At 48.4% G+C, this 23,853-nt stretch carries 12 protein-coding genes; 6 read left to right on the top strand and 6 right to left on the bottom strand.

Annotation, left to right across the window (positions count from 1 at the left end):
• On the bottom strand, positions 1-1,892 hold a 1,892-nt coding region (locus BUA40_RS13580; protein WP_072801391.1), incomplete at its 3' end, for a hypothetical protein.
• Positions 1,893-2,007: 115 nt separating this feature from the next.
• Positions 2,008-4,284, bottom strand: coding sequence for a M6 family metalloprotease domain-containing protein (locus BUA40_RS13575; protein ID WP_178299664.1), 2,277 nt, complete (start codon positions 4,282-4,284; stop codon positions 2,008-2,010).
• Positions 4,285-4,528: 244 nt separating this feature from the next.
• Here BUA40_RS13575 and BUA40_RS13570 point away from each other — a divergent pair, with 244 nt between their 5' ends.
• Positions 4,529-6,136, top strand: a complete 1,608-nt coding sequence (locus tag BUA40_RS13570) for a CotH kinase family protein (protein WP_083585428.1) — start codon at positions 4,529-4,531, stop codon at positions 6,134-6,136.
• Positions 6,137-6,212: 76 nt separating this feature from the next.
• On the opposite strand, the gene BUA40_RS13565 is transcribed toward BUA40_RS13570, so the two are convergent.
• Complete coding sequence (locus BUA40_RS13565; protein ID WP_178299662.1) at positions 6,213-10,064, bottom strand: fibro-slime domain-containing protein; 3,852 nt, start codon at positions 10,062-10,064, stop codon at positions 6,213-6,215.
• 172 nt (positions 10,065-10,236) lie between these two features.
• On the opposite strand from BUA40_RS13565, the gene BUA40_RS13560 reads away from it, so the two are divergent.
• On the top strand, positions 10,237-12,039 hold the full coding sequence (locus tag BUA40_RS13560; RefSeq protein ID WP_072801387.1) for a carbohydrate-binding domain-containing protein: 1,803 nt from the start codon (positions 10,237-10,239) through the stop codon (positions 12,037-12,039).
• A gap of 78 nt (positions 12,040-12,117) precedes the next feature.
• On the opposite strand, the gene BUA40_RS13555 is transcribed toward BUA40_RS13560, so the two are convergent.
• Entirely contained in the window at positions 12,118-13,854 is a 1,737-nt protein-coding gene (locus tag BUA40_RS13555) for a hypothetical protein (RefSeq protein WP_072801386.1), read from the bottom strand.
• 251 nt (positions 13,855-14,105) lie between these two features.
• Here BUA40_RS13555 and BUA40_RS13550 point away from each other — a divergent pair, with 251 nt between their 5' ends.
• Positions 14,106-15,653, top strand: a complete 1,548-nt coding sequence (locus BUA40_RS13550) for a glucuronyl esterase domain-containing protein (protein WP_072801385.1) — start codon at positions 14,106-14,108, stop codon at positions 15,651-15,653.
• A 95-nt stretch (positions 15,654-15,748) separates the two neighbouring features.
• Here the strand turns inward: BUA40_RS13550 and BUA40_RS13545 are convergent, their stop codons facing one another.
• The gene (locus tag BUA40_RS13545) at positions 15,749-17,230 is read right to left on the bottom strand and encodes a glycoside hydrolase family 5 protein (protein WP_083585427.1); all 1,482 of its coding nucleotides are present in this window, start codon (positions 17,228-17,230) and stop codon (positions 15,749-15,751) included.
• A gap of 201 nt (positions 17,231-17,431) precedes the next feature.
• Here BUA40_RS13545 and BUA40_RS13540 point away from each other — a divergent pair, with 201 nt between their 5' ends.
• Positions 17,432-19,003: a sialate O-acetylesterase gene (locus tag BUA40_RS13540; protein WP_072801384.1), complete on the top strand. Its 1,572-nt coding sequence runs from the start codon at positions 17,432-17,434 to the stop codon at positions 19,001-19,003.
• A 77-nt stretch (positions 19,004-19,080) separates the two neighbouring features.
• Here the strand turns inward: BUA40_RS13540 and BUA40_RS13535 are convergent, their stop codons facing one another.
• Positions 19,081-21,126, bottom strand: a complete 2,046-nt coding sequence (locus tag BUA40_RS13535) for a T9SS type A sorting domain-containing protein (RefSeq protein ID WP_072801383.1) — start codon at positions 21,124-21,126, stop codon at positions 19,081-19,083.
• A 236-nt stretch (positions 21,127-21,362) separates the two neighbouring features.
• Here BUA40_RS13535 and BUA40_RS13530 point away from each other — a divergent pair, with 236 nt between their 5' ends.
• Together BUA40_RS13530 and BUA40_RS13525 are read left to right on the top strand one after the other, a co-directional pair.
• The gene (locus BUA40_RS13530; protein ID WP_072801382.1) at positions 21,363-22,187 is read left to right on the top strand and encodes a TIGR02147 family protein; all 825 of its coding nucleotides are present in this window, start codon (positions 21,363-21,365) and stop codon (positions 22,185-22,187) included.
• A 22-nt stretch (positions 22,188-22,209) separates the two neighbouring features.
• Positions 22,210-23,757: a hypothetical protein gene (locus BUA40_RS13525; protein WP_072801381.1), complete on the top strand. Its 1,548-nt coding sequence runs from the start codon at positions 22,210-22,212 to the stop codon at positions 23,755-23,757.
• The last annotated feature ends 96 nt before the right edge of the window (positions 23,758-23,853 follow it).

Genomic DNA, 23,853 nt, shown 5'->3' with positions numbered 1-23,853 from the left:
CAGTGTCCCGGAGCGGTGGCGGTGCTGTTGGTCACCATGTTGCCGTCGCTTTCCTGGGCAAAGAAGGTCGCCTGGGAAAGAGTCGCCGCAGTAAGCCCAAGCTTTTGCGCGATTTCATTTACATCAAATTTTGCCGCGACCGTCGCATAATTGTCGTCAATCGGAAGCGTCACCGAGATGGAATATGTCGTGGCTCCGTCCAAGACAATCTTTTCGGAGCTGCTGGAAGCCACCACGCTGCTGGAGCTTGCGGGAGCGACAGAGCTGCTCGATGCCACAGAACTACTGGACGCAACCGGGGTTTCGCCGATTTCGGGCCAGTTGTAATCTAGCTTGAAATCGTTATAGTACTTGACATTTGCAGCACCCGCGCCACTCACACCCGTTTCAAGTTTCAGCTTGTAATCGTAATGCAGCTTACGAATGCCCGTATTGCCGGTGTACTGGTAATCGGTATTCACGATGACAGCAAAAACCATCTGCGAGCCATTCGTAGAAGAAGGAGTTTTATCGAGACGCAACGTTGCGGAGCCTTCACCCGTGATGGGTTCGCTGTACACAGGCGTACCATCGGTTGCGCGGTAGCAAAGCAAGAAGTTCATGTTCGTATTATTGGAATTTGCACCATTCGGATAGAAACTGACCGTCACTTCGGTCGCACCACTTTTCACCTTCAAGGGCACCACATTCGAGCCCGACCACCCCGGAGTCGTTTCCTGGTCCGGAATCAAGTAGCCGTTGCTTTCCGTCACTGTCTGGTAAGGAGTCATGGTCCAGGTATAGCTATACTTGTTATTGTCCCACATGTCCTGTTCCCAGTATGTCTGGCTTCCGAAATTCTGGTTCAGCAGGTTCTTGATTTCGCTGGACCATTTTTTCATATCGAGCATCGCAAGCCTTGCGCGGAACTCGGTAATGAGCCTGCGCACGCCCGCATCGCCAAGGCCCTTGTCAAGGCCATAGGTTTCGAGCAAATACTTGGTCTTACCATAAGCATTTCCGTAAATCCAGCGGACAGCACCCGTACCAATCCACGTTCCGATAAACGTCGGGAAGATGTTGCTGTACTGTGAACCGCCCAAAAGATAGCGCTGGTTCTGCCCGGTAACGCCACCGCCATCGGCACCGCCACCAGGGCCACCGAAAGTACCGTCAATCAGCCAGCCCGAATAAGTTTCAATCGGCATGAAAGGGGCAATAACCGTCGCCGCATTCAGGAATCCCATGCCACTGTACACGCCTTCGCGGTGGCTGAACATATCCTGCTGAATCCAAGTATTGCCCGCTTCCTGGAACCAGTGCGCATCCTTTGCTCCAGGGTAGCCGTTCGTCATTGAGTGAATACCTTCATGAATCATGGCATCCATCTGCGCCACGCGATCGTGATAAGGGCAGCTCGTGTTAAAACTGTAGAGCGGGTAGAATGAGGCGGCCACGGCCGTGTAACCCGCCACCCACGTTTGCCAACCGCCCGTCGTATCGGTTTTATCGCCACCGGCGCACGTACCCGAACCGTAGTAATAAACGGCACTGTACTTACCTTCTTGCGCCTGGGCATCGGGAGCCCATCCCATCTCATTATACAGGTACTCGAAATCAGTATCGTACTTCTTGAGGATAGAATCAATCGTCACGTCGGTAATGCGACTGTCACGATCTTTGCCCCAGTAGAAAGCCCACCATTTACCGGCCTTTTTACCGGTAACGCCCGAGCAATCGTTATTGAACTGGGTTGGCGGCTGAATTTCGCCCAGATTCGATTTTGTATCGTAATCCAGGTCGGAACGGTAGCCGGGCCATGTGTAGGCATCGCCCGACGCCGCATTTACGTGAACACCTAGGGCAGTCGACAAAACGACGCCCGGAATCAATCCCAAACAACTTTTTTGCATAACACACTCCAACTTTTATGCTGATATAAAAATACTCCCTTTTAAACTAGGGAGCACAAGTTTTTTATACTGGCGTTGTCCATAGACAACGCCCTCACATACGCACAATACGGCTTTAAATTTTCAACCGTCTTGAAAGCACTACACGATGACCATCCATCACGCGGATGATAAACACGCCCTTGTGATTTTCGGTCAAATCAAAATCAACACGATTTCTAAACAGCTTATTTGAGACAACATTCCCCTGCAAATCAAAAATGGTGGCTTTTTTCAAGTTCTTATCCGAAGAATACACCTGAATCGTATTTCCGGCAACGGCAACCCGAACATTACCTGCCATACGGGATTTTACGAGCTCGGTTGTACCAGAATCTGTCAAATTCACCAACAATTTGAAGATGACCGTATTTCCGTTATAGGTTAAAGCCTGGCCAATTTCGTACGTATCCCCAACGGAAACCTTGTTCGGATAATGGCCCACATTTGCACTTTTAGCGGCAAAATCCAGTTCGGAATAGACATATCCGTCATCATACGCAGACGCTTCTCCGTTTTCATTGAACCAATGCCCAGGCGCATTCGCTGTGGAAGGCGTATTGTCGATGGAATTGGAGGGCATGACCGCATTATAAATCAATTTATTCGAAGTATACAGCTCAGAAGCATTGTCCGATACTCCAAGCTTTTCAAACACCTCGTTCAAATTGACCTTCGTCGGTTCATAATTTTCACTGATGGGGAGCTCCACCTGAATTGAAACCGTATAAATATTGTCCATAACCATACTAGAAGAAGATGTTTCCTGATAAATGCTACTTGAAGATTCAATTTGAGAGCTGCTACTAGCCAACTTTTCGGACGAAGAACTAGCCACAGCAGCACTGCAATCATTTACCGAGACTCCACTTTGGGTCGCAAAGCATACATTTCCGTTCTTTTCGGTAATGCTGTAAAGTTGTATACCTTGACTTACCCCCGCCCAACTCGTAAACGGGCCAAACGAAGTCACATTTTGGGATCCCGGAAACGGGTCGTCCATAAAATAGCGAGCCTCAAAACCACTCAGGTAGCTATTCACCTTCACATTTCCGGCTTCAACGACATCAACCCCCTGATGATCCGGAGTGTCGTTTACAGCATCGTCGTCCCACGCCTTCGAATCATAGTCAATATGCCAAATCAACATTCCGCTATTCGGAAGATGGGCATCCCATTTCGTTTTTTGCCTGTTTTCCAGCACCCACCATTCATCATTATCTCCACGAACGGGCACCTTATAGGCGACATTCGTCGTATTCAGTGGCGAAATCGTTGTAATTTCGCTAGAAGAACTCAAATTTTTATAGTCCATCCAGCCCATAAAATTGCGTTCGAATCCGCTATACCCAGGTGGAGTGAGTCCATTATTCGCGTACATGCCTGTCGCCATGACGTCCCAGAAATGCGTTCCCGGAGCAGGGCTGCTACTATTTGAAAAATCCGCATAGCAGTCATCACCAAAGACGCAATAATGGTCTCTCAGTCCCATTGTATGGCTGAATTCATGGATGAATACCGAGAAATTGTCCTCGTCACTTATAATAAAGTAATTGTTAAACCGCCTCCCTCCGGCCGAAGCAGAAACACCGTTCCAATCCAATTCATACTGAAAGCCTCCCAAGTTTTCATTGGCTCCGGCAAACAGGAACGCTGTCGCGTCAATCACGCCATCACTATCAGAATCGTATTTTGAGCCATCAAAATTCGGGTATTTCGAAGACAACTTTGAAATTGCTTCTTTAATGAGAGTGGCTTCCTGTTTTTCATAGGAATTCAATGATTTGTCTACTGTCACATAGAAAAGATCAAAAGTGGGGTTAAAGATACCAAACGATTGATCGACGAAATAGTCATGCACAGAACCAGTATAACCTCCTTCACTATAATTTTCTTGGTTGAGGATCTTGAACATGCTTGTTGAATCGGTTCTGTTCTTGCTACCAGGTGCAGAAATCATGATGACAGGGAACTTATTGGTTCCTTTTACATGGACACTTGCCTGAGGCATTGGCAATACAGGTGGCCTATTCGTATTCACTGTCGGGACCCAAGCCGGACGCTTCGCGCTTTGAGAAAGCCTCGGATGCCGATCAGGATTTTTCTTTTGATGCGCACGCATCACCTTCTTTTTGTTCAAGGATTTCAAAAAGGCTTTTTCCTCTACGCTACGGCGAGAAATATCACGAGCTTTTACAGTGGAAATTTCACCCTGTTCATCTGCGTAATAGTAAACGCCATTTGCATTCCGAATAACCATATAGCCATCCAGAGTTTGCGTAAACCGATAATGTTCATCGCCCATTTTTCTGATAACAATCGTATCCCCATCGTTATCAACTGTTATAGGCATTGGATTTTCCGGCGCGGCATAAAGATATGCCGAAAATAAAGCGGAACTCACTAGCACCGCTTGCACAAACGAATTTATTTTTCGCATAACACACTCCAACTTTTATGCTGATATAAATATATCCGTCTATCTCCAAAGCCGCTCTTGACATAAAAACTTAATGTTGTCCAAAGACAACGATTTTACTTGAGGAAATCCCTTATTTTTCAAGGTTTCGGCTATATTCTTTCCGAGGAGCGAAACCATGAGACGCATTCATCAATTCACGAGAAGAAGCGGTCTTCTCTTTTTGGCATTTCTTTCGGCTTGCGGAGAATCCGTTTCCACAACAACTGGCGCAAACGAGACAACACCAGAAATTTCAACCGATATACCTCTTTCTTCACAAAGCTATTCATCAAGCGAAATAGCGCCACCCACATCATCATTCTCATTCAACGCTACACCGCCACCATCGTCGTCATTTATTGGGCAGACAGTCTCGTCTTCGTCATTCATTGAACAAATTATCGCATATTCGTCATTTCTCGAAGAAATTTCTTCGTCTTCGGAAATCACGCCTTATTCTTCGTTCAACGAGCCTCCCGCGCAATCATCATCTTCAACGATTGTTGAGGCAATTCCTTTGCCAAACAACGGTATTCCCTACTTACGCATCACAATGGCGGATACAAGCAGCATGGACAGTGTCATCTATTCGCCCTGCACCATTGAAATCGCAGGAAACGAATTATATGAGGACCTTTCCGCGGCAAGCGCAAAAATTCGCCTACGCGGAAATTCGACCCGACTTTGGTACGACAAAAAGCCCTATCGAATTAAATTTGACGCCAAAACCAGTGTCTTAGGGCTAGACGCCAATAAAGACTGGGTTCTGCTTGCCAATTACCGCGATCAAAGTAAATTCATGAACGCAATCGCGTTCGATATGGCCCGCTACATGGGAAATTTCGCCTTTGTAAACGCAAACCGTTTTGTAGAAGTTGAGATCAACGGAGACTATAAGGGCGTTTATCAACTCACCGAACAAATTGAACAGGCGAAAGCCCGTGTCAACATTGGAACAGAAGGAATCCTTCTGAGTCTTGATCAAGATGACGGCCCGGAGCTGTCACCAAACGCAACCAACAATTTCTACAGCAAAATCTACGGAATGCCCGTTGCCGTAAAATACCCAAAGAACGTAACCACAGAAGAAATCGAAAATATCGCCATTGACTTCGCAAAACTTGAACAAGCCATAGCGAACAACGATTACGACAGTGTCCAGAATTTATTGGATGTCGAAAGCTTTATAGACTTTATATTATTGCAAGAAATTACGCGTAACGTTGAACTTGAAGCACCAAGAAGCATGTACCTCTACAAAGACAATTCAGGTAAATACCACATGGGCCCCGTTTGGGATTTTGACGGAGGATTCGGTTACAGCTGGGACGAAGACACCAAGGAATACTTTACAAGCCAAACCTGGATTTTGGGCAGCAAAAATCCTTCAAAAAGCCCTTACAATTGCATCGCAACAGAAAAAAACGACTGGAACATGTGCGCAGGCACCAACATGAGATTCAACGATTACGACGGCAATGCTATTCCCGGATTTTTCGTCAACCTATTTGCAAACGAAACCTTCCTTAACACGTACAAGACTCGCTGGGAATCCCTTAAGGCAAGCATCCTCGACATCGTATTTTCAAAACTCGATAGTTACATTTCTCAATCCGCGCAAGCCCTTGAAAACGACGCGCAAAGATGGCCTCCAGTTCGTCGATATGACACCGAAATACAATCTCTAAAAAATTGGCTTCAGGAACGAATTGAAAATTACAGCCGTATTCTAGACAATTATTAATATTTATCCCTAACTCCTGAGAAACAAAGCACCCCGACATACGTCGAGGTGCTTTGTTTGGTTTTTTAAGGAAGTTTTAACGCCGAACACCCCATAGCTTATCACGGGTCGAGTTCATTTTCTGTTTACCAGCCACATAAAGCTTGAGCCAAAGCCTTGCAATATACACGCCTGTTCCCACCAGCCGCCCTTTATCGCTACGCATATTCCACGCCAAGAAAATTCTGTCTTTATTATTTTTGCAACCGCCTTCGCCATAAATTTCCGAATCGGCGCAAGAAATAGACCCCGACTTTCCAGCGACATACTCCCCTAAGTGGCTATAATACTTAACGTTGTAGGAAAGTTTCACCTGATCCTCATTCATGAGCGTCAATTCAGCACTTCTGTAGGCCGGGAGATTATCCGCCGTAATCACACCTTCTTTAATCGCATCAATCACAATCTCGCTAACGCCAGCTTCCCTAAGTTGATCTTTCGATATACGGCCATCAATAATTGCGGCAAACAAATCACTCATAGAGGCATTAGACGCCGGAACAACAACAATACTGGTATCACGGCTCTCGTCTATGTTCTTTTGCATCAGATTTTCAATCGCCATTTTATCGTCTTGCGTCAAGGAGCCATCATTCTTGTAATTCTCGGGTGTCAAAACTCCGGACTGAACAGCGACAACGACCTCTTCGCTTATTCCATAAGCCTCGCCAACGATTCCATTTCCAATATCATCAAAAAGTTGCCTCAAGGCTTCTTCTTCGGAAATCATGGAAATATTATAGACCGTATCGTCCTTGACCTCTCCAAGAGCTTCATTGATATAGGCATCCAAAGCAGCGATTTCTTTTTTCGTTTCTTCTTGAATGACTTTATAGATATCGAAGTCAATCAGGTGTCCTTGCACTCCAAGCGAATCGCCTATCTCTTGTGCCGTTTGGGAATTATTTGGAATCAGGAATACCTGAGTCGTTGCAGGATTTACTACAATGGGATTTTCCGAAGATACTGTTACAACACCCGGACTTTGATTCGAAAGTTCCTGATCCCCTGTAATTACAACCCATGGATTATGCACATGCGCTACATTATTCGACAAATCACGCACCCCAAGCCCATTCACTCCGGGCACAAAGCGCACCAAATCTCCATCTGTCGGAATAACGGCATCTAACGTCGTAGAAGAGCTATAGAATATCATCATTGTATTGCCGGAGCCAAACGATTGGACCGGTTTCTCGGGGACACTTTCCGTGCCGTTTCTTCTACACACGAATTCAAACATATCGGCATAATAGGCTCTTGTACTATCTAAAATCGCCTCGCTAAATGTCAGGATTAGTTGCCGAACACCATCGCCATTTTTCTTGTACTCCGCCGAAATAATAACAGGGCCAATATCATCTGCAATAGGGTCATCGGTAATCTGGAAATGGTAACGTTTACCATCATTATCGATATAGGTGTACCAAGTCATCAAGGAGCCCATGTATATTTCAGCCGCATCACCCGTAAACTGTCGGCTACCAAAGCCACATGAGTTTCCTGGTAAGCATGCTCCGTTTGAAACCAAGACAAGTTCGTCACCGTTTACAAGGAAATCATTTTTATAGAATACAGGAAAATTTTCGCCAAATTTAAACTGCAAGGAATCTAAAAGGTTTTGCGAGTCAAAAGGCTTATCGAATTTCACATACAGACTATCGCCTCTTCCATCGCCATTTCTGTCAAAAAATCTAGCCATTGTCACCCGAGGAATCGGAGGCAATTCAAAGCGAAGATTTTTCCAGTAAGACGCCGTCGCAGCAGCCCCTTGCGCCGTAAGCACGGCATTTTCAACATTCCCATTTGCACGCACATAGAACACTGCCCGCCCCAGAGAATCAAGAGTCACCTTGGAGATTCTGTTCCCATTTGCATCTAGTATATCGATTAACGGGTTTGAAACGATTAGGCTTACCTTTTTATTGTAATTATTGACTTGCGCCCAATCTTCCAAAAAAGAGATGTGTACCGGATACATTTCGTAAGCCCACTTGCCAATTTGGAGCGTATCCCCCGAAACTTCCGTACCGAGAATTTTGGCATTGGAATCAGTATACGCAATACTAGGTATTGAATACGAAGGAACAATTATTTCAACCGTCTTTACTTGGGACGGGTCGGATTTAAGCGAAATTTCAATAAAATAATGTCCCGGAGCCAAAGCATAATGATCAACAATTGCAGCAGAATCAATAGCGAATGTAGAATCACTCGTAATATGGATTCCCTCATACCAATCGCCAACATCTAAAATTTCCGGTTCTACAAGTGACCCTCCAACAAGTCTAAATGTTGAATGGCCGCCAGTCGTATCCACCTGCACTTCTGCAGAAAAATCACACGAAAGAGCCTCTTTTTTATTTATCTGCGAAATATAATACTCCTTCAAATTTTCACGTCTATCAAGTTCCACCAAAAGATTAGCATCCACCTTCAAATCCATTGAGGTGCGCATCTTGAAATTACCTTCCACCTTATAACGTTCCGTATAAAAAATATGGAAGGTATAGGTACTTTCAGGAATAAGTCCCAAAGTATCCAAATCTACCGAACGGCGCCTTCGATCATGAACGCCACCAATATCCACAACCAATTTGTTGTTGATATAGACCCATACATCGTCATCGCCTAAAAATTCAAAGTATTGTCCAGGAATGTACTGAAATTTGGCCTGAACCTTCATAGACATTCCATAATTATGGTAGGCATTTTTACTGGACTTGCCGCTACCATCAATGCCCGCAAAGCCACTCGGAATGGAATCGTAGTATGGATTGGGAATCGTCTTTGCGCTATCCAGAAATTGAAAATCATCTATCAGGAACATTCCGCCCCGCGCAAGCCCCGTAGAAGAATCAACAGAGCGATCCATCTGACCGCGCCAAATGCCATCATCATCAAGAACAAGGTCCAAAGTACGACATGTGGCGTTGGTGTAATACTTTCCATCTTTCACGGCTAGAGTTTCTGGCAAGAACCATTTATTCAAATTCACAGCACTTCTGCACTTACCATCCCAATCGAAAAGTTCATTACGCACAGGAACCCCGTTCTTGCCAAGATTCCTTTCAACCATGTTTTCGATAACTTGATCAAGACTCGCATTGTAATCGGTAAGGCTACGGTCTTCTTCATAATATTTTTTACTGGATACCGGAGAATTCGGCCAGCACATATTTACGTTATCGCCACCAAAATCAGCACTAATTCCTTCGCCGCCATAAGTAGACGTACAACGATTACCGCACAGAGAAGCATCTCTTGTAAGAGGGTTATATTTTTTATGGTTATCGCGACTGCCATCATACCAGTCAAACATCATTACAGGCAATTTTTTCGTCGGACAATCGCCAAGCACCCCAGGGTACTGCGTATAAAGCTCTGGAGCATCTCCTTGGTATCCACGAATCCAGAGCGTATCTGCAATTGCCGCAATGCTGTCAAGCGAGATTTCGTTTGCGGCATCGACTTCTTTTCCGGCAACGCCTTCCATGCCATAAAACTTATTGCCAACAGTCTGTTTGAACGCGACAGACAATTCCCCGCCAGCATATTTCACTGTAGATTCAAACCATCCGCAGTAATTGTCCACTTTTCGCATTACCGAGACTGAATCTCCATTTACAAAAAGAATGGCGGAAGTATTTGTCCACGGCGTCAAAAATCGGATCACCTTTTTTCCGACTTCCACAAAACTCCCAGGTTCTTCATCTCTATCTGACGGAGATTTTGTAATATCGGCCGCAAATGACAAGCCGACAGTAACGATTCCAAAAGCCCCCAATAAGGCTTTTTTCAAAAAACCATAACACCACATCCCATTCACTCCTCGCAGAAAATCTGCATTTTCGCCTTTAAAACTATTTCCGCGCGAATTACATCGCACGAGAGTACGAAATATTGCGTAGTCCACAGACAACGCCCACCTAGTCGGAACGAATCACCCCGTTCGGGAATTATCGTTCCAAATCAAGCATGATTACAATTTGATTACAGCTTCTTTTACAGCATTTCGCAAGTTTTCAAAAAATATCTTTACAAGAAAACGGAGGTGGATCATGAAAACGCTGAACTTCACACACTTTATTTGCGGCATCGCCCTTGTATTTTCGGCCTGCGGCGACACCAGCAGTACTACTGGCACCGACACCACAAACGTCGTAGAGAAGGACTCCATTTCAACAGATTCCGTTGTCGAAACCGTCACGGCATCTGAACAAGGTGCGCCCGCAAGCATTCCAAGTGTCCCTGAGCAAGAGGCGTCTGAACCTGTTGACGTCACTGAAATTTCTGGCGATCCTGTTATTAAATTTGACAACGGCACCGTAACCATCGAAAACAATAACGACTGCATATCACAAAAAGAAAAAGCCGTTACCATTTACTGTGCCGGCAATTACCAGCTTACCGGGAAATCTAGCGACAATCAAGTCGTCGTCAATGCGAGCAGCACAGACAAAGTATACCTTTACTTGAACGATTTGGAACTTGCCAGCGCCACAGACGCGCCCCTTTACGTTCAAAACGCCGAAAAGGTGTTTTTGATGCTTGTCGACGGCACGAAAAACACTCTTGAAGACGCCTCGACCCGCACCCAGTCTTACGCCAAGGCAAGCGGCACAAGCGACACCACGAACGCCGCCGTTTACGCTAAAGACGACCTGACTATTAAAGGAAGCGGCGACTTAACCGTAACGGGCAACTACAACAACGGCATTCAATGTGGCAACGACTTGCGTATTCGCGACCTGCCGGGAATCACCGTCAAGGCAAAGAATCACGCTATCAAGGGCAAGGGTTCCGTCACCATCGAAGGCGGGTATTTCAAACTTACCGCCACAAACGGCGACGGCATCAAGAGCGATGAAGGCGAAGACGAAAACACCATTACCGACAACAAGGGAATTGTGGTGATTACCGGCGGCGAATTCGATATCAACGCAGGCGATGACGGCACTCAGGCATTCAACTACATCTTTATCGCCGATTCTACCTCGATACCGCTCATTACTATCAACAGCAAAGGAAAGGGAATCGCAACCGACAACCGTATCTACGTGAACGGAGGCATCACCAACGTAACCTCTACAGACGACGGATTACATTCCAACTTGAACATCTATATTAACGGCGGACTTACCACGATTTCGGCAGGTGACGACGGCATTCACGCCGACTCCACCCTACGCATCTCCGACGGTGCAATCAATATTACCAAGGCTGTCGAAGGAATCGAAGCGTTCTACATTAGAGCTGAAGGCGGCATGACTGCAACGGTCGCAAGCGATGACGCATGGAATGCGGCAGGCGGTTCTGCAGACGCAGGCACCTCAAGCGGCTCACAATGGGGCGGCAGAGGCGGTTCCGGCGGCATGGCAAGCAGTTCCAAGGGATACATCGTTATCAGCGGCGGCTACCACTATCTTTATGCAGCAGGAAACGACATCGACGTTCTTGACGCCAACGGCACAGCAACCATGAGCGGAGGCGTATTGCTCCTTGAAATTGGCACCAGCGGCGGCAACATGGGCGGAAATTCCTCTCGCGGCGGCATGGGCAGCAACAGTTCCGGTTCCTGCTCCACAAACATGGCGGGCGGCTTAATCGACACTGACAGCGGATTCAGCATTACCGGAGGCGTATTGCTTGGATTCGGGAGCCGCACCGAGGAATACCCTAAATGTAGCGCCTCCAGCTACACAGCAGGAACAGCATACGGCACAAGCAACGCGGCATTCAAGCCCAGCGGTTCCGGCAGCATGATCATTTACGGCGGCGACGTAGGCAGTGTGGCACAGGTAGATGTGAGCAGCATGACCGAAATCACGCTCCCCAACGGAATGATTTACTACGAAAAATAAGTTTGACTCCTCATCATCAACATCAAAGCACCCCGGCATTCGCCGGGGCGCCTTTGTTTGGTTCTTGCGAGTTTAAATCTAGAACAGCACTCTGTACGGGACTTGCTTGTTGTAGCGACGACCCTTGAGGTCGCGGAAACCATTACGGACAGGAATTTGCAAACCGTTCGGAAGTTCCACTCTGCGATTCACGATTGCGGTTTTCGAAGAATCCGTTGCAGCACTATCTGCAGCCGTCGAGTCGACGACACTGATCGTCGTATCCGCATCTGCAACTTTTTCAACTAGCACCTCGACGCGGCCCGTATATTCGGTACCGTCGTTACCCTTGACGGTGTACTTAAACGAAGCAAGCCCCTTTGCTTTGGGCGCAAATCGGGCTGTATAGCCGTCATTCAGCAATTCAACCGAGCCGTTTTCCGCCGCGGACACGCTATAAGAGGGGTTCACCTCCTGGAATCCGCGGGTAATCGTGCACAAGTCAAAATCGCGGGAAGATTCGTCTGCAATGCGTGTATGAGAAGCGCCGAGCCAGTTGATGTATTTTTCAATGCGTACATAGCCATCGCTTTCCTTGGTCATCGCATCATCTTTCGATTTATCGTAACCCATCGCTTCTTCGAAGTAATCGGGAATACCATCCTTGTCGCTGTCCGTGGCAGCCTTACCCGCTATCACCTCGCCCCAGCCGTTATTGGTCTTGATCCCCATGGCACCAACGCTTTTCACCAAGGCTCCTTCTTTCCCGAGTGTCCCCACCTGGTACCATATCAGGGAATCAATATCGTCGTAAGGGAGCACACCGCTCTGCGAATTCACATAACGCCAGGCGCTTGCGGCAGTGAGCATCGGTCCACTCGTCGTAAGTTCGCTCCAGGGTTTCGAAAGTTCTTCGCCTGCACCCTGATAGTAATAAATGCTTGTTGCGGTTCCGTTCAGCACGCCATCCTTGTTCTTGTCAATCATGTTACCGCTCGCGTAAATGCTCTGGTTCTTATCCACCTGAAACCATTCGTTCTTACCCGTGGGGCCATAGACGAAGTAATTGTTCACGATATCGTGATTGAAATGCGTGCTGGTATGCGTCGTGTAACCCGCTTCAAAATTGTAGAGGATGTTATTCACGAAAACGTCGTTAATCTTGTCAAGCGGATTGCGGTTGTGCGTATTCACGAAAGCATTGTAGTACCAGGCCCACGTGCCGTCCACCGATTCGATATGCGCCCCGAACTGCTGTCCGATCGGGTTTGCAATCAGCGAGTTCTGCACCGTTACACCCGTTACGCGATAGCTTGCGTTATCCGAGGAACCGCCGAAGTTGTTCCACGGAGCAAGTTCCACCGAGCAGTGGTCCACAATCACATTTTTTGCATCGTAAAGGTTCAGCGCATCGTCCTTTTCAGACGCGGTATTTTCGCCGGGACGAATGCGCAGGTAACGAATGATGATATTGCTCTGCTTGCCCGTGCTGAGTTTACCGCCATGAATGGCAATGCCCTCGCCCGGAGCCGTCTGCCCCGCAATCGTGATGTTACTCTTGATAGAGACCGCCGTCTTGATGTTGATAATCCCACCCACATCAAAGACAACGATACGATTCCCCTGACTAACAGCATCGCGGAAAGAACCCGCACCATCATCGTTCAGGTTCGTCACGTGATACACGGTTCCGCCGCGACCACCTGTGACTTGCGCACCGAAACCGAGCGCTTCCGGAAAAGCCAGCGGCTCGGCACCCGCCCCAATAACACCAAACACCGTTAGGCAAAGCGCCGAAACCGCAAAATTCTTGCAAAAACCAAATTTCAAACCCATAACAGCCTACTTTTTGCCCCATAAGGGTCTCCTTTTTTGAAATATATCTTCATTTTACGGGAAAAACACCCCAACTTTCAATAAAAGGTTGTCTCTGGACTACGCCTGTAAGGTGTGGACATATTTGTCCACAGTAAAAAAATTTGAACGCTAAGACCGCTGCTGTTCTAACATATATTTAAATCACCCATTATAACTAAGGTTGTTTAACACAATGGGTTTGGGTTTCTGTTTGGCGAAAGGAGTGAAACATGAAAAAGGGCCTCTACTCGGCGCTTCTTTTTGGTTTATGTTCCATGGTATTTGCAGAAATACCGCTCAATTTCGACACCGAAAACCGCGGCAAGGATCTTGGCGCCAAGGCGGGCGAACTTAAGAGCAATAGAAAACTCCCCAACCCATTCGAATTCCACGACGGCTCCAAGGTCACCAAGTATGGCGACTGGAGCAAACGCCGTAACGAAATCAAGGCCGATATCGAAAAGTACGAAATCGGCGACAAGCCGATTCCTTCCGACGTGAGCGCCACCTACAGCGGCGGCACCCTTACGGTCACCGTCAAGGAAGGCGGCAAGACGATGACGATCACGTCGAAATTCAACATTCCGTCTGGCAACGGCCCGCACCCGATTATCATCGGCATGAATAGCGGTACGGGGTCGCTTTCCTCGAGCCTGTTCAGCGGCTTTGTGCAGGTGCCTTTCAGTCACGACCAGGTGGCGAAATACTCCATGAACGGTCAGAAGGACACGAACGTGGGCTTCTACAAGTTCTACGGCAACAAGAACCAGAACGGTGACTATTCCGCATGGTCTTGGGGCGTAAGCCGCCTGATTGACGGCCTTGCGCAAATTGCCGACCAGTACCACCTGGACATGAGCAAAATTGCAGTCACAGGATGTTCCTATGCGGGCAAGATGGCGCTTTTCGCAGGCGCCTTCGATGAACGCGTGACGCTCACCATTGCCCAGGAATCGGGTGGCGGCGGCATCAACTCGTGGCGCACTTCCGCAGACTTCGCAAGCCGCGGCACGAACATCGAAAAAATCGACAACACAAACTACAGCTGGTTCATGCAGAGCCTCAAGAGCCAAGACCCGTACAAGCTCCCGCACGATCACCACGAACTCATCGCCATGATTGCCCCGCGTGCGGTGGTTGCGCTCGGAAACCCCGGTTACGAATGGCTCGGCGACGAATCGGGCTACAAGTCCATGATGGTTGCAAGCGAAGTGTGGAAGTCCATGGGCATCGAGGACCGCATCGGCTTTGACTTTACCGGCGGCCACGAGCATTGCCAGGCAGCCAGTAGCCAGAACAACACCGTGACAGCATTTGTCGACAAGTTCCTGCGCGGCAAAAACGCCAATACCGATATCCACGTCAAACCCACGAACGGCAAGGGTTTCAAGATTGACAACTATGGCGACTGGATTGACTGGGAAACGCCTTCGCTCCCGTACGAAGAAGCCAAGCCGGATACTTCCAAGCCGGACACTTCCAAGCAGGACACGACCGTGCAGGATACTTCCAAACAGGACACTTCGAAGACCTCCCTGAAGATGGCACGCCTCGCTCCGTCTATGAACATGTTCGTATCAAACGGCTTCTTGCATGTACAAGGTGCACCCGAGGGCACGAAAGTTCGCTTATTCGACTTGCAGGGCAATCTCGTCCGTGAATTTGGCGAAAAAGGTGGAAATCTTGCAGGCATTCGCGTCGGTAAGTTGACCGCTGTATTTGTCAGCAGTTGTGGCCAAAAGCTTGGCCATAAATCGTTCAGCTACACTGGACTCTAGTAGCCAACCAGAGCTTATTCCAAATTATTATTCCTTATTGATTCGAAAAAAACTCCCCGACGAACGCCGGGGAGTTTTCGTTGTAACAAAGAGCCTTAGCGCAGATTCACTTTCAACTGACGATTACCGCTTTTGGCGATATAGACGCCTTGGTGCAAGCCCTGCAACGAAAGCTCGGAAGTTCCTCTGCGGAGCACGTTGCCATTCATATCGAACAGCTTGATGGCTCCACTAGCATAAAGCATTACCCCTTCGCGGCGGAGACCGATTCCACCAATAGAACTCGTAACGCCGCCATTCCGCACGGCAATCGTTCCGGCACCGCCTTCCACGAAGTTTTCAACATGCGTGATGCCCGTATTCACATAGTCACCAAGACCATACGCCTTCCGCATAATGTCTAGCACATCCTTGTCAAAAATGGAGCCATCGGGCTCACTCTGCCTGCGGATAATGGTCATGTTGTTTTCACCTTCGTGACCCGTATCCCAAGCAATCGGCACCACCTGATTCGCCTTGCAGGAGCTCATGAACGCCTGGTAATATTCAAGGCGACCTTTGCGATGTTTGTCGTAGTTGCTGCCCGTAAGCACGCCTACGCGGTCGTTTGCGCCGAATTCGCCGATAATCACGGGCACACCCTTGTCCACGTAATTTTTCTTCATCTTGCCAAGCGATGCATCCATCTGGCTCTTGGTGCAAGGATCTCCCATGCCGCCACCCCAAGCGTTGTAGCCGCAATTATGGACGATATCGTCACCCGTAGCAAGATTGTCGCCCGTACCCCAATAATACTGCGGTTCAACAATAGCGCCCCAGTTGGCGGGTTCGTTCATCAGCGTGTAAGTATACGGGTCGTAGTAGTGGACTTCAAACATCAATCGATTTTCAATCACGTCTTTCGGGAGCTTATCCACCGTATAGACTTCAACCGAGCGGTCAATACTTGTAGAAGGCCCTTGAATCACAAGCGTACGGCTTGCGTTGTTACCACCCGTGGCACGCACGGCGTCCACGAAAGTCTGGTGGTATGTTGCCAAGATTTCGGTTTCGTGTTTGTAATTGTCGTCGGTAGTGGCGGGTTCATTTGCGCTAGCAAAGAGCAGGTTTTCATTATAGTTCATGAAGCGCGTGGCAATCTGGGTCCAGTACGCCTTCTGCTTGGCGTTCACTTCGTCTTTCTTTTCGTCCTTAAGGTTCCCTTCGAGCCAGCCGCCATCCCAATGAATGTTGAGAACCGTCACCAGCCCGGCGCGCATGCACATGTCCACCACCGTCTGCACGGAATCCATCCAACTTTCGTTAATGACTCCGTCTTTGGCGTGGCTATCCCAGGCGCAAGGAATGCGAATCGTGCTGAATCCGGCAGCCTTCACCGAATCGATGTAGGCCTCTGTCGGGAACTTGTTGCCCCAACCGGTCGGATTGCCCGGCACTTCCATCGTGTTACCGATGTTGATGCCGAAGCCCATTTTATTGAAAATTTCGGTCGCAGTCGGAAGCGTAGCGCCCCACGACATCGAAACCAAAGACACGGAAGCGGCCATTGCCGCAGTCCTGAGGATGCGTCTTTTCATAACAACCCTTTAGCGCCTCTAACTCCAGAGGCACCTATTTAAACAACCTTGCCCTAAATATAATATATAGGGTCTCCCCCGCGATTCTCACCAAAGGCTTCCTTTTTGACAAAAAATCCATAAACACTGCCTATACAGCCGATTTTCACTCACTGCATGAGTATAAATTGTAATCAGGGTTGTTAACAATAAAGGATTGGTATGTTTGGCAAACTTCCTAAAGTTATTGCCGGGGCGGTTTTTGCCCTCGGCTTTTCCACGTTCGGGACGCTCTATGCGGCACCGGACCCCAATTTTCATATTTACATCGCTTACGGGCAGTCCAATATGGGCGGCACCGCCGACGCACAAAGCGCCGACAAGGCTGAGCACCCGCGTTTCAAGATTTTCGCAACGCAAAAGTGCAGCGGCAAGGGCCGCAACACCATAGGCGAAGTCTACCCCGCTGTTCCCTCGCTGTTCAACTGCGGCAACACCATTTCGATTGCAGACTGGTTCGGCCGCACCATGGCCGACAGCATGCCCGATGTCACCATCGGCATTATTCCGGTTGCCATTGGCGGCGCAAGCATCAAGGCTTTCGACAAAGATCAATACGCAAGCTACCTCGCCTCGGCTGAATCTTGGTTGCAAAATTACGCCAAGGAATACGCAAGTGACGGCAACGTCTACAAGACCATCGTAGACATCGCCAAAAAGGCCCAAGAAGTAGGCGTCATCAAAGGATTCATCTTCCACCAGGGCGAAACCGACGGCGGCTATTCCGACTGGCCAAAAATCGTAAAGAAGACTCGCGACGATTTTCTTTCGGCACTGAACATGAGTTCCGATACAGTTCCGTTTGTGGCAGGTGAACTTCTGCGCGAAGGCTGCTGCTATTCCGATCGCGTATCAAAGCTCCCGAACACGATGGACAACACCTACTACGCATCGTCCGAAGGCCTAGGCGGAAACGGAGTCGACCGTTACCACTTTAATCACGACGCCTACGTAACCTTCGGCAAGCGCTACGCCGAACAGATGCTCAAGGCCGTCAACCGCGCGCCCGTAGAACCGGTGCCGCAGCAGCCCTTCAAAGGCAAGGCTTTTTCAATTCCCGGAAAAATCGAAGCAGAAGATTTTGATATTCCGGGTGTAGGTTCCGGCAACGATTCCTACAAAGAAAACGATTCCGAAAATCATGGCGATTCCGATTACCGCAATGATACCGGAGTCGACCTTTACAAGAAGGCTACAGGCGTAATCGTAGGTTACAATCAAGAAGGCGAATGGCTCGAATATAGCGTAAACGTGAAAGAAGCGGGAGACTACAACTTCTCGGCCGCAGTCGCTTCCGCAAACGAGACCTCCAGTTTCCAAATGTCCCTAGACGGCAAAAACATCACCAACGTGATTTCCGTGCCCAAGAACACGGGAGAGAACAACTACGACGACTACAACATGGTCAAGGCAAATGTGACGCTTACGGCGGGCGAACACATTCTACGCTTTACAGTAACAGGTTCCTGGATGGACACAGACTACTTCATGTTCGAAAACCAATCACTTTGTCTTGAAGAACCTTGCACACCAAGTGCCATCGCAAAATTTGAGACGCTTACCAAAACGGAGAACTACCGTATTTTCGACATGAACGGCAGCTACTTGGGCATGGTACGCGCAACAGGAATGCAAGAACTCAGCTCAAGCACAAAAGCCCTCGTAAGACACGGCGGTTTACTCATCGCAAAAACTGCTGCCGGAAAGACGTTGCGGCTCAAAATCGCAAAATAAAGTTCTATTCAAGCCTAAAACTTAAGCCCATTCGGAAATGTCCGAACGGGCTTTTTTACAGCACCTGTTCTACCGCTTTACTGCAAGCGCTTTACAGCAAGCGTCTTATTTCCTGCCGTCAGGCGAACCACGTATGCGCCACGGCTTATGTTACCGAGATCAAGCGTCGCTGCACTACCGGAGAATTTTTCCGAATAGAGCAAGTGACCTTGCATATCGAACAGGCGTACGCTCTTAAGGCCCGGCACATCGGCCAGCACATGGAGCAGGCGACCTTCCAGCGTATACCGCACCTGTGGCACGGCAACGCCCGCATCAGCAATGTGCATTGCTTCAGAGGAACTCAAATTCGGGAGGTCGTTGTTTTCGCTAGAAGACGATTCAACAACCGCCTCGCTAGAACTCGACTTTTCTTTATTGGAATAAGCCTCGCTGCTGGAACTTTCAGCTTCACTGCTAGAGCTCGCAACAGAAGAGCTGGATTCTTCAGGACATGCCGAAAGTGCCATACTCTTCGAGGTCGTGAAACAGGCTCGGTCCGTTCCGTCAAGAACAAAGTTGTAAACACCCGGCACCGAAGTAGTTCCACTCTTGTTCACATAAGTAAAGTCTACATAGTATTCTTTTGCGGCAAGGATAGCCTTAATTGCGACTCGCTGGTGACTTACATCGCCATTGGCATTGTTATAGTCTTCAAAAGCGCTCTTGTCATAATCGATATACCACACATAAACACCGTTTTGACGCGCGCCGCGATATCTAGGCAGGTATGCATCGAACTTTTCTGCCGGACGATATTCAATCACGTAGTATTCGTCTTTATGATTCGGATTCGTGACAGAATAAGCCTGCATCTTGCTCAATTTTTTGAGTGAATAAATGGAATCCGGCTGCAAGTCTTCTAGCGTAAGCCAACCTACCGTTTCCTTTTCAAATGCGGAATATCCCAGAGGAATATTGCCTTCGCTAACCGTCGTGCCGTTGTACATGCCAAGTGACATTAAGTCATAAATGCCCGGACCATCGATCTGTTTGTCATTGGCGTCCCTGGAATAATGATCTTTTAGCCCCAGAACATGGCTCATTTCGTGCGCCAGAATCCCCAACTTATTGATTTTCTTGTTGTTGGATTCGTCTGCCATCTGGGCATTGAAAACATACTTTTCAAAAGAGTAGCCGCCCGCCTTGTACGGAGACGGGAACCAACGCGCAGACCCGTTCACGCTCATCGCGAACTGATGGCTCCAAAAATCCTTGCTGATTACAGTCGCTTCTTCTTCCATGCCCGGGAACAAGAAAATGAATCCGTCGATATTGCTATTGCTGTAGCAATATTTCTTTGCATTCTTCAAGAAATCTTCGCGTTTCACCAGCTCATCAATTCCCATGGCGACAAGCTTGCCTTCGTTAAAGTCATCGCCATAGCCAAAATCATTCAAATTTGAACTGATGTTAACGGGATACACATCGAAATGCGGGTTAAACAAACTGTCCGAGACAAACAAGAAGTAATCGCGCAAGCTGCCGATATGGTTGTCCTTGTTATAGCCGGGTTTGTTCAAGAAATCATAGTAGGCGGCAGAATCTGAATAAGCCTTATTGGGCGTTCCGATTAAAAGCACCGGGAACCAGCGTTCCCCCACCGTCCACTTTTGCGGAGACGGACGATTGAGCGCTACCGAAACGCCTTCTTGATTGTACGCCATTACAGCGACGTTAGAAGCAGTTCCCTTTTGCACCTGGGAACTTTCGGTCAGCGTACTGTCTTCTGGAAATCGGCCTCCATGCAATTTTTCATGGTTCCTTAAAGCCGCCTCCTGATCCAGCCCTTTCAAGAATGATTTTTCGGAGTCAGTGCGTTCGTCCTCATTTTTGGCAAGCACGCCAGACGGGGACCCGTCTTCGCCCACATAAACATAATTACCGGCCGTGTCCCGCATGACAAGGTAGCCATCGGATGTTGCCGCATAATGGAAATGTTCATCGCCATAATGGCGAATCGTGACGGAGCTGCCGTCTTTATTCGAAACTGTCTGAAAATTGGGCGCAGCGGGTCGAGCAAAAGTCTGTGTTACCAGAGCACCTACCGCAGCCGCCATATAGAGAACGATAACCTTTTTCATGACCCAAATTCCTTTCCCTTAAAAATAATCCCTTTTGAAAGAAAAAGCATGTTCTCTACAGGTAAAAACGTGTTTGCATCGTGTAAAAAGGCCTTTCTTGCATCAATTTTTCATCTATTTGGTTCAAAAATTCCCGTTTTTCCCATTTTTTCGCCATTTTGTGAGTTTTTTAACAGTCTGCGAGCCAGTTAAATTTTTATTGACAATGTTCTCAAAAATTATATATATTTAAAAACGTGAATCGATTTTTAGACATATACCAATTTACGCACTTCCGCAAATTTTTGGAAGAATACCAAGTGGCCCGCGCCAAAGCGGAACCCCATTTTACGCGTACCGAGATTTGTAACCTGCTGGGCCTCGAAAAAAGCCGCAGCTATTTCGCCGACGTTCTCAGAGGAAAAAAAGTCAGCCCCCGCATGGTGGCCAAGTTTATCGAAATCCTGGAACTCGACAAGAAAGAAGCCAAATATTTCGAAACCCTGGTGGAACTGGACCAGGCCAAAAGCGACGCCGCACGCAACGCAGCCATGCAAGAAGTCTTGAAGCTGCACCCCAATCCGCAGCACATTCTCAACGAAGACGCCTACGAATATTATAGCCACTGGTACAACAGCGCTCTCTTCGCCATTTTGGACGCCATGGACGTAGACGACGACATGACTCCGGTGCAAAAGCGGATATTCCCCAAGGTTCCACTTGGCAAACTGAAAGATTCGCTCGCCCTGCTCGAAAGACTGGGACTTGCCCGCAAAAACGAAAGCGGGTTCTGGAAGCCCACCAAAGAAAGCATCAGCAGCGGCCCCTACAACAATGCCGAACTGATTAAACAGTACCAGTTACAGTGCTTTGAGCTTTCGAAGCAGGCCCTCATGACTCCCCCCAAGAAACCCACCGTCATGAGCACCCTTACCTTCAGCATTTCAAGCGACGCCTACAAGAAGCTGGAAGCGGAGCTACAGGAATTCAAGGCAAAGGCCAGGCGCATCATCGGCGAGGACAAGGAAAAAGCCGACGGCGTGTACCAAATGAATATCCACCTGTTCCCAAATTTGGATTAGCAGCTAACAATAGGGATGTAAAATGAAAAAAGAACAAATCAAATCTTATTTGTCCCTTGTCGCTGCGGCAATGCTGTCTCAGGTTGTAGCATGCAGTCCTCCTAACGATTCCCACGAATCGGATCACGCCGGCGTGCTCACCGAAACCGAATCGGGCCGCACCCTGGCATTCGCCATCGAAGAGGAACTTGGCGACGCCACGGACATATCGGGAAAATCCGCCAAAACGTCAGGCTCCGTTCAATTTGCGCTGACAAGAATCGTTGACGGAAAAACCGAACTGATGGATTCCGTCACCGTCGACTACGGAGAATACGCCGTATTCGATGACGCCACGGGCGCCTATAGCGTCGTGGCGACCGTCACCGGAATGAACGGCGAAAAAGACACTCTTTATGGTGCCGACATTTTGAAGTGGAACGACATCGACACCGTCTACGTCCGCGTGCAGGAACCTGCCACCCTGAAGATTTCGACATCTTATACGGAGCTCGTCAAGACGTATCTCGGCGAGGATTTGCAAGAAGTTTTGCCCGAAAACGCTTCCCTGTGCATCACGGGTACGCTTGCTTGCAAGAAGATATCCGCAGAAGACATCAAGCGTGGCTACGCCATTGTCGAAAATATTCCGCTTTTCGATAACGAAGACTCCGTGAAGCAAATTGAAATTCAATTCGGCAACGACTTCCGCACTTTAGGCGTCGATTGGCAACTCAGCGCCGGCGACACCTTGTACGCCAGCGAGAAATTCGTCGCAGACAAGAAGCTTTTCGACATCGACTTTACGCTTCCGGAATCGGACATGTACGATACGATCGGCGGCCGTTTCCTGGATTCGCTGATTGTTCCCGTCAAGATTGCCGATGCTGATTTCTACAGCGACTACCGCAACTTCTTCCTCGACGAGCGAGGCAATGTCGTCGTTTCTCAGAAGCATTCTGCATCGGCAAACGACTCGGCAATCCACTGGATTGTCGTTCCCAGAATCGATTCCGCTACAACGCTAACTCTTGCCAGCGGCGAATACAACACAACAACGTTCTCGCGACTCAGGGCTTACTGGCCTGAAGTAGAAAAGGACACTCTTTGGCGTTGGATCGAAATGTTCGATGATTCCAGCTTCGCCATCAGTTTCTGGATCGAACTCGACAGCCTTGCCGACAGCACCGTTTTGCTGGGCGACTGCGACAGTCTCGGCTTTGAAATTCGCCGTTGCGAAAAAGATTCTACCGCGATTTGCACCCGAATCTACAACGGCATCGACACCGCCTCTACCGATTCCGTGGAATACGGCAAGGCGAACATTCTTGACGGCAAGCGTCACCACTATTCGCTGGTGATTCACAAGAAGCACCTGACCATCGCCGTAGACGGCGTCACCATCCGCGATACAGATTTGAAACTGTCCGATGAATTCTACAGCGTCGAAGGAATTAGGGCAACCCCAGGCCTCGTGAAAGACATCCTATTCTATTCCTTCGGAGACTACATCCGGTACAAGGGAGACAGAAGCTGGACCCGCCTCAAGACCTGGCTCTACGTCTTCTACGAAATGCAGAAAGATCTTTAAAAAAAAGTGACCCGCCGGCGAAGCCGGCGGTTCTTCATATACGGGCGTAGCCCTACAATACTAGCGGCGTGCAAGGGCACGCACATCAATCTGCCA

The sequence above is a fragment of the Fibrobacter sp. UWT2 genome, from assembly GCF_900142545.1.
Taxonomy (GTDB): Bacteria; Fibrobacterota; Fibrobacteria; order Fibrobacterales; family Fibrobacteraceae; genus Fibrobacter.
This window is presented reverse-complemented; position numbering and strand designations above follow the sequence as displayed.

Coding starts and splice junctions, on each gene's coding strand:
- BUA40_RS13575 (WP_178299664.1), bottom strand. CDS start 4,284: ATGCCTATAACAGTTGATAACGATGGGGATACGATTGTTATCAGAAAA.
- BUA40_RS13570 (WP_083585428.1), top strand. CDS start 4,529: ATGAGACGCATTCATCAATTCACGAGAAGAAGCGGTCTTCTCTTTTTG.
- BUA40_RS13560 (WP_072801387.1), top strand. CDS start 10,237: ATGAAAACGCTGAACTTCACACACTTTATTTGCGGCATCGCCCTTGTA.
- BUA40_RS13555 (WP_072801386.1), bottom strand. CDS start 13,854: ATGGGTTTGAAATTTGGTTTTTGCAAGAATTTTGCGGTTTCGGCGCTT.
- BUA40_RS13550 (WP_072801385.1), top strand. CDS start 14,106: ATGAAAAAGGGCCTCTACTCGGCGCTTCTTTTTGGTTTATGTTCCATG.
- BUA40_RS13545 (WP_083585427.1), bottom strand. CDS start 17,230: ATGAAAAGACGCATCCTCAGGACTGCGGCAATGGCCGCTTCCGTGTCT.
- BUA40_RS13540 (WP_072801384.1), top strand. CDS start 17,432: ATGTTTGGCAAACTTCCTAAAGTTATTGCCGGGGCGGTTTTTGCCCTC.
- BUA40_RS13535 (WP_072801383.1), bottom strand. CDS start 21,126: ATGAAAAAGGTTATCGTTCTCTATATGGCGGCTGCGGTAGGTGCTCTG.
- BUA40_RS13525 (WP_072801381.1), top strand. CDS start 22,210: ATGAAAAAAGAACAAATCAAATCTTATTTGTCCCTTGTCGCTGCGGCA.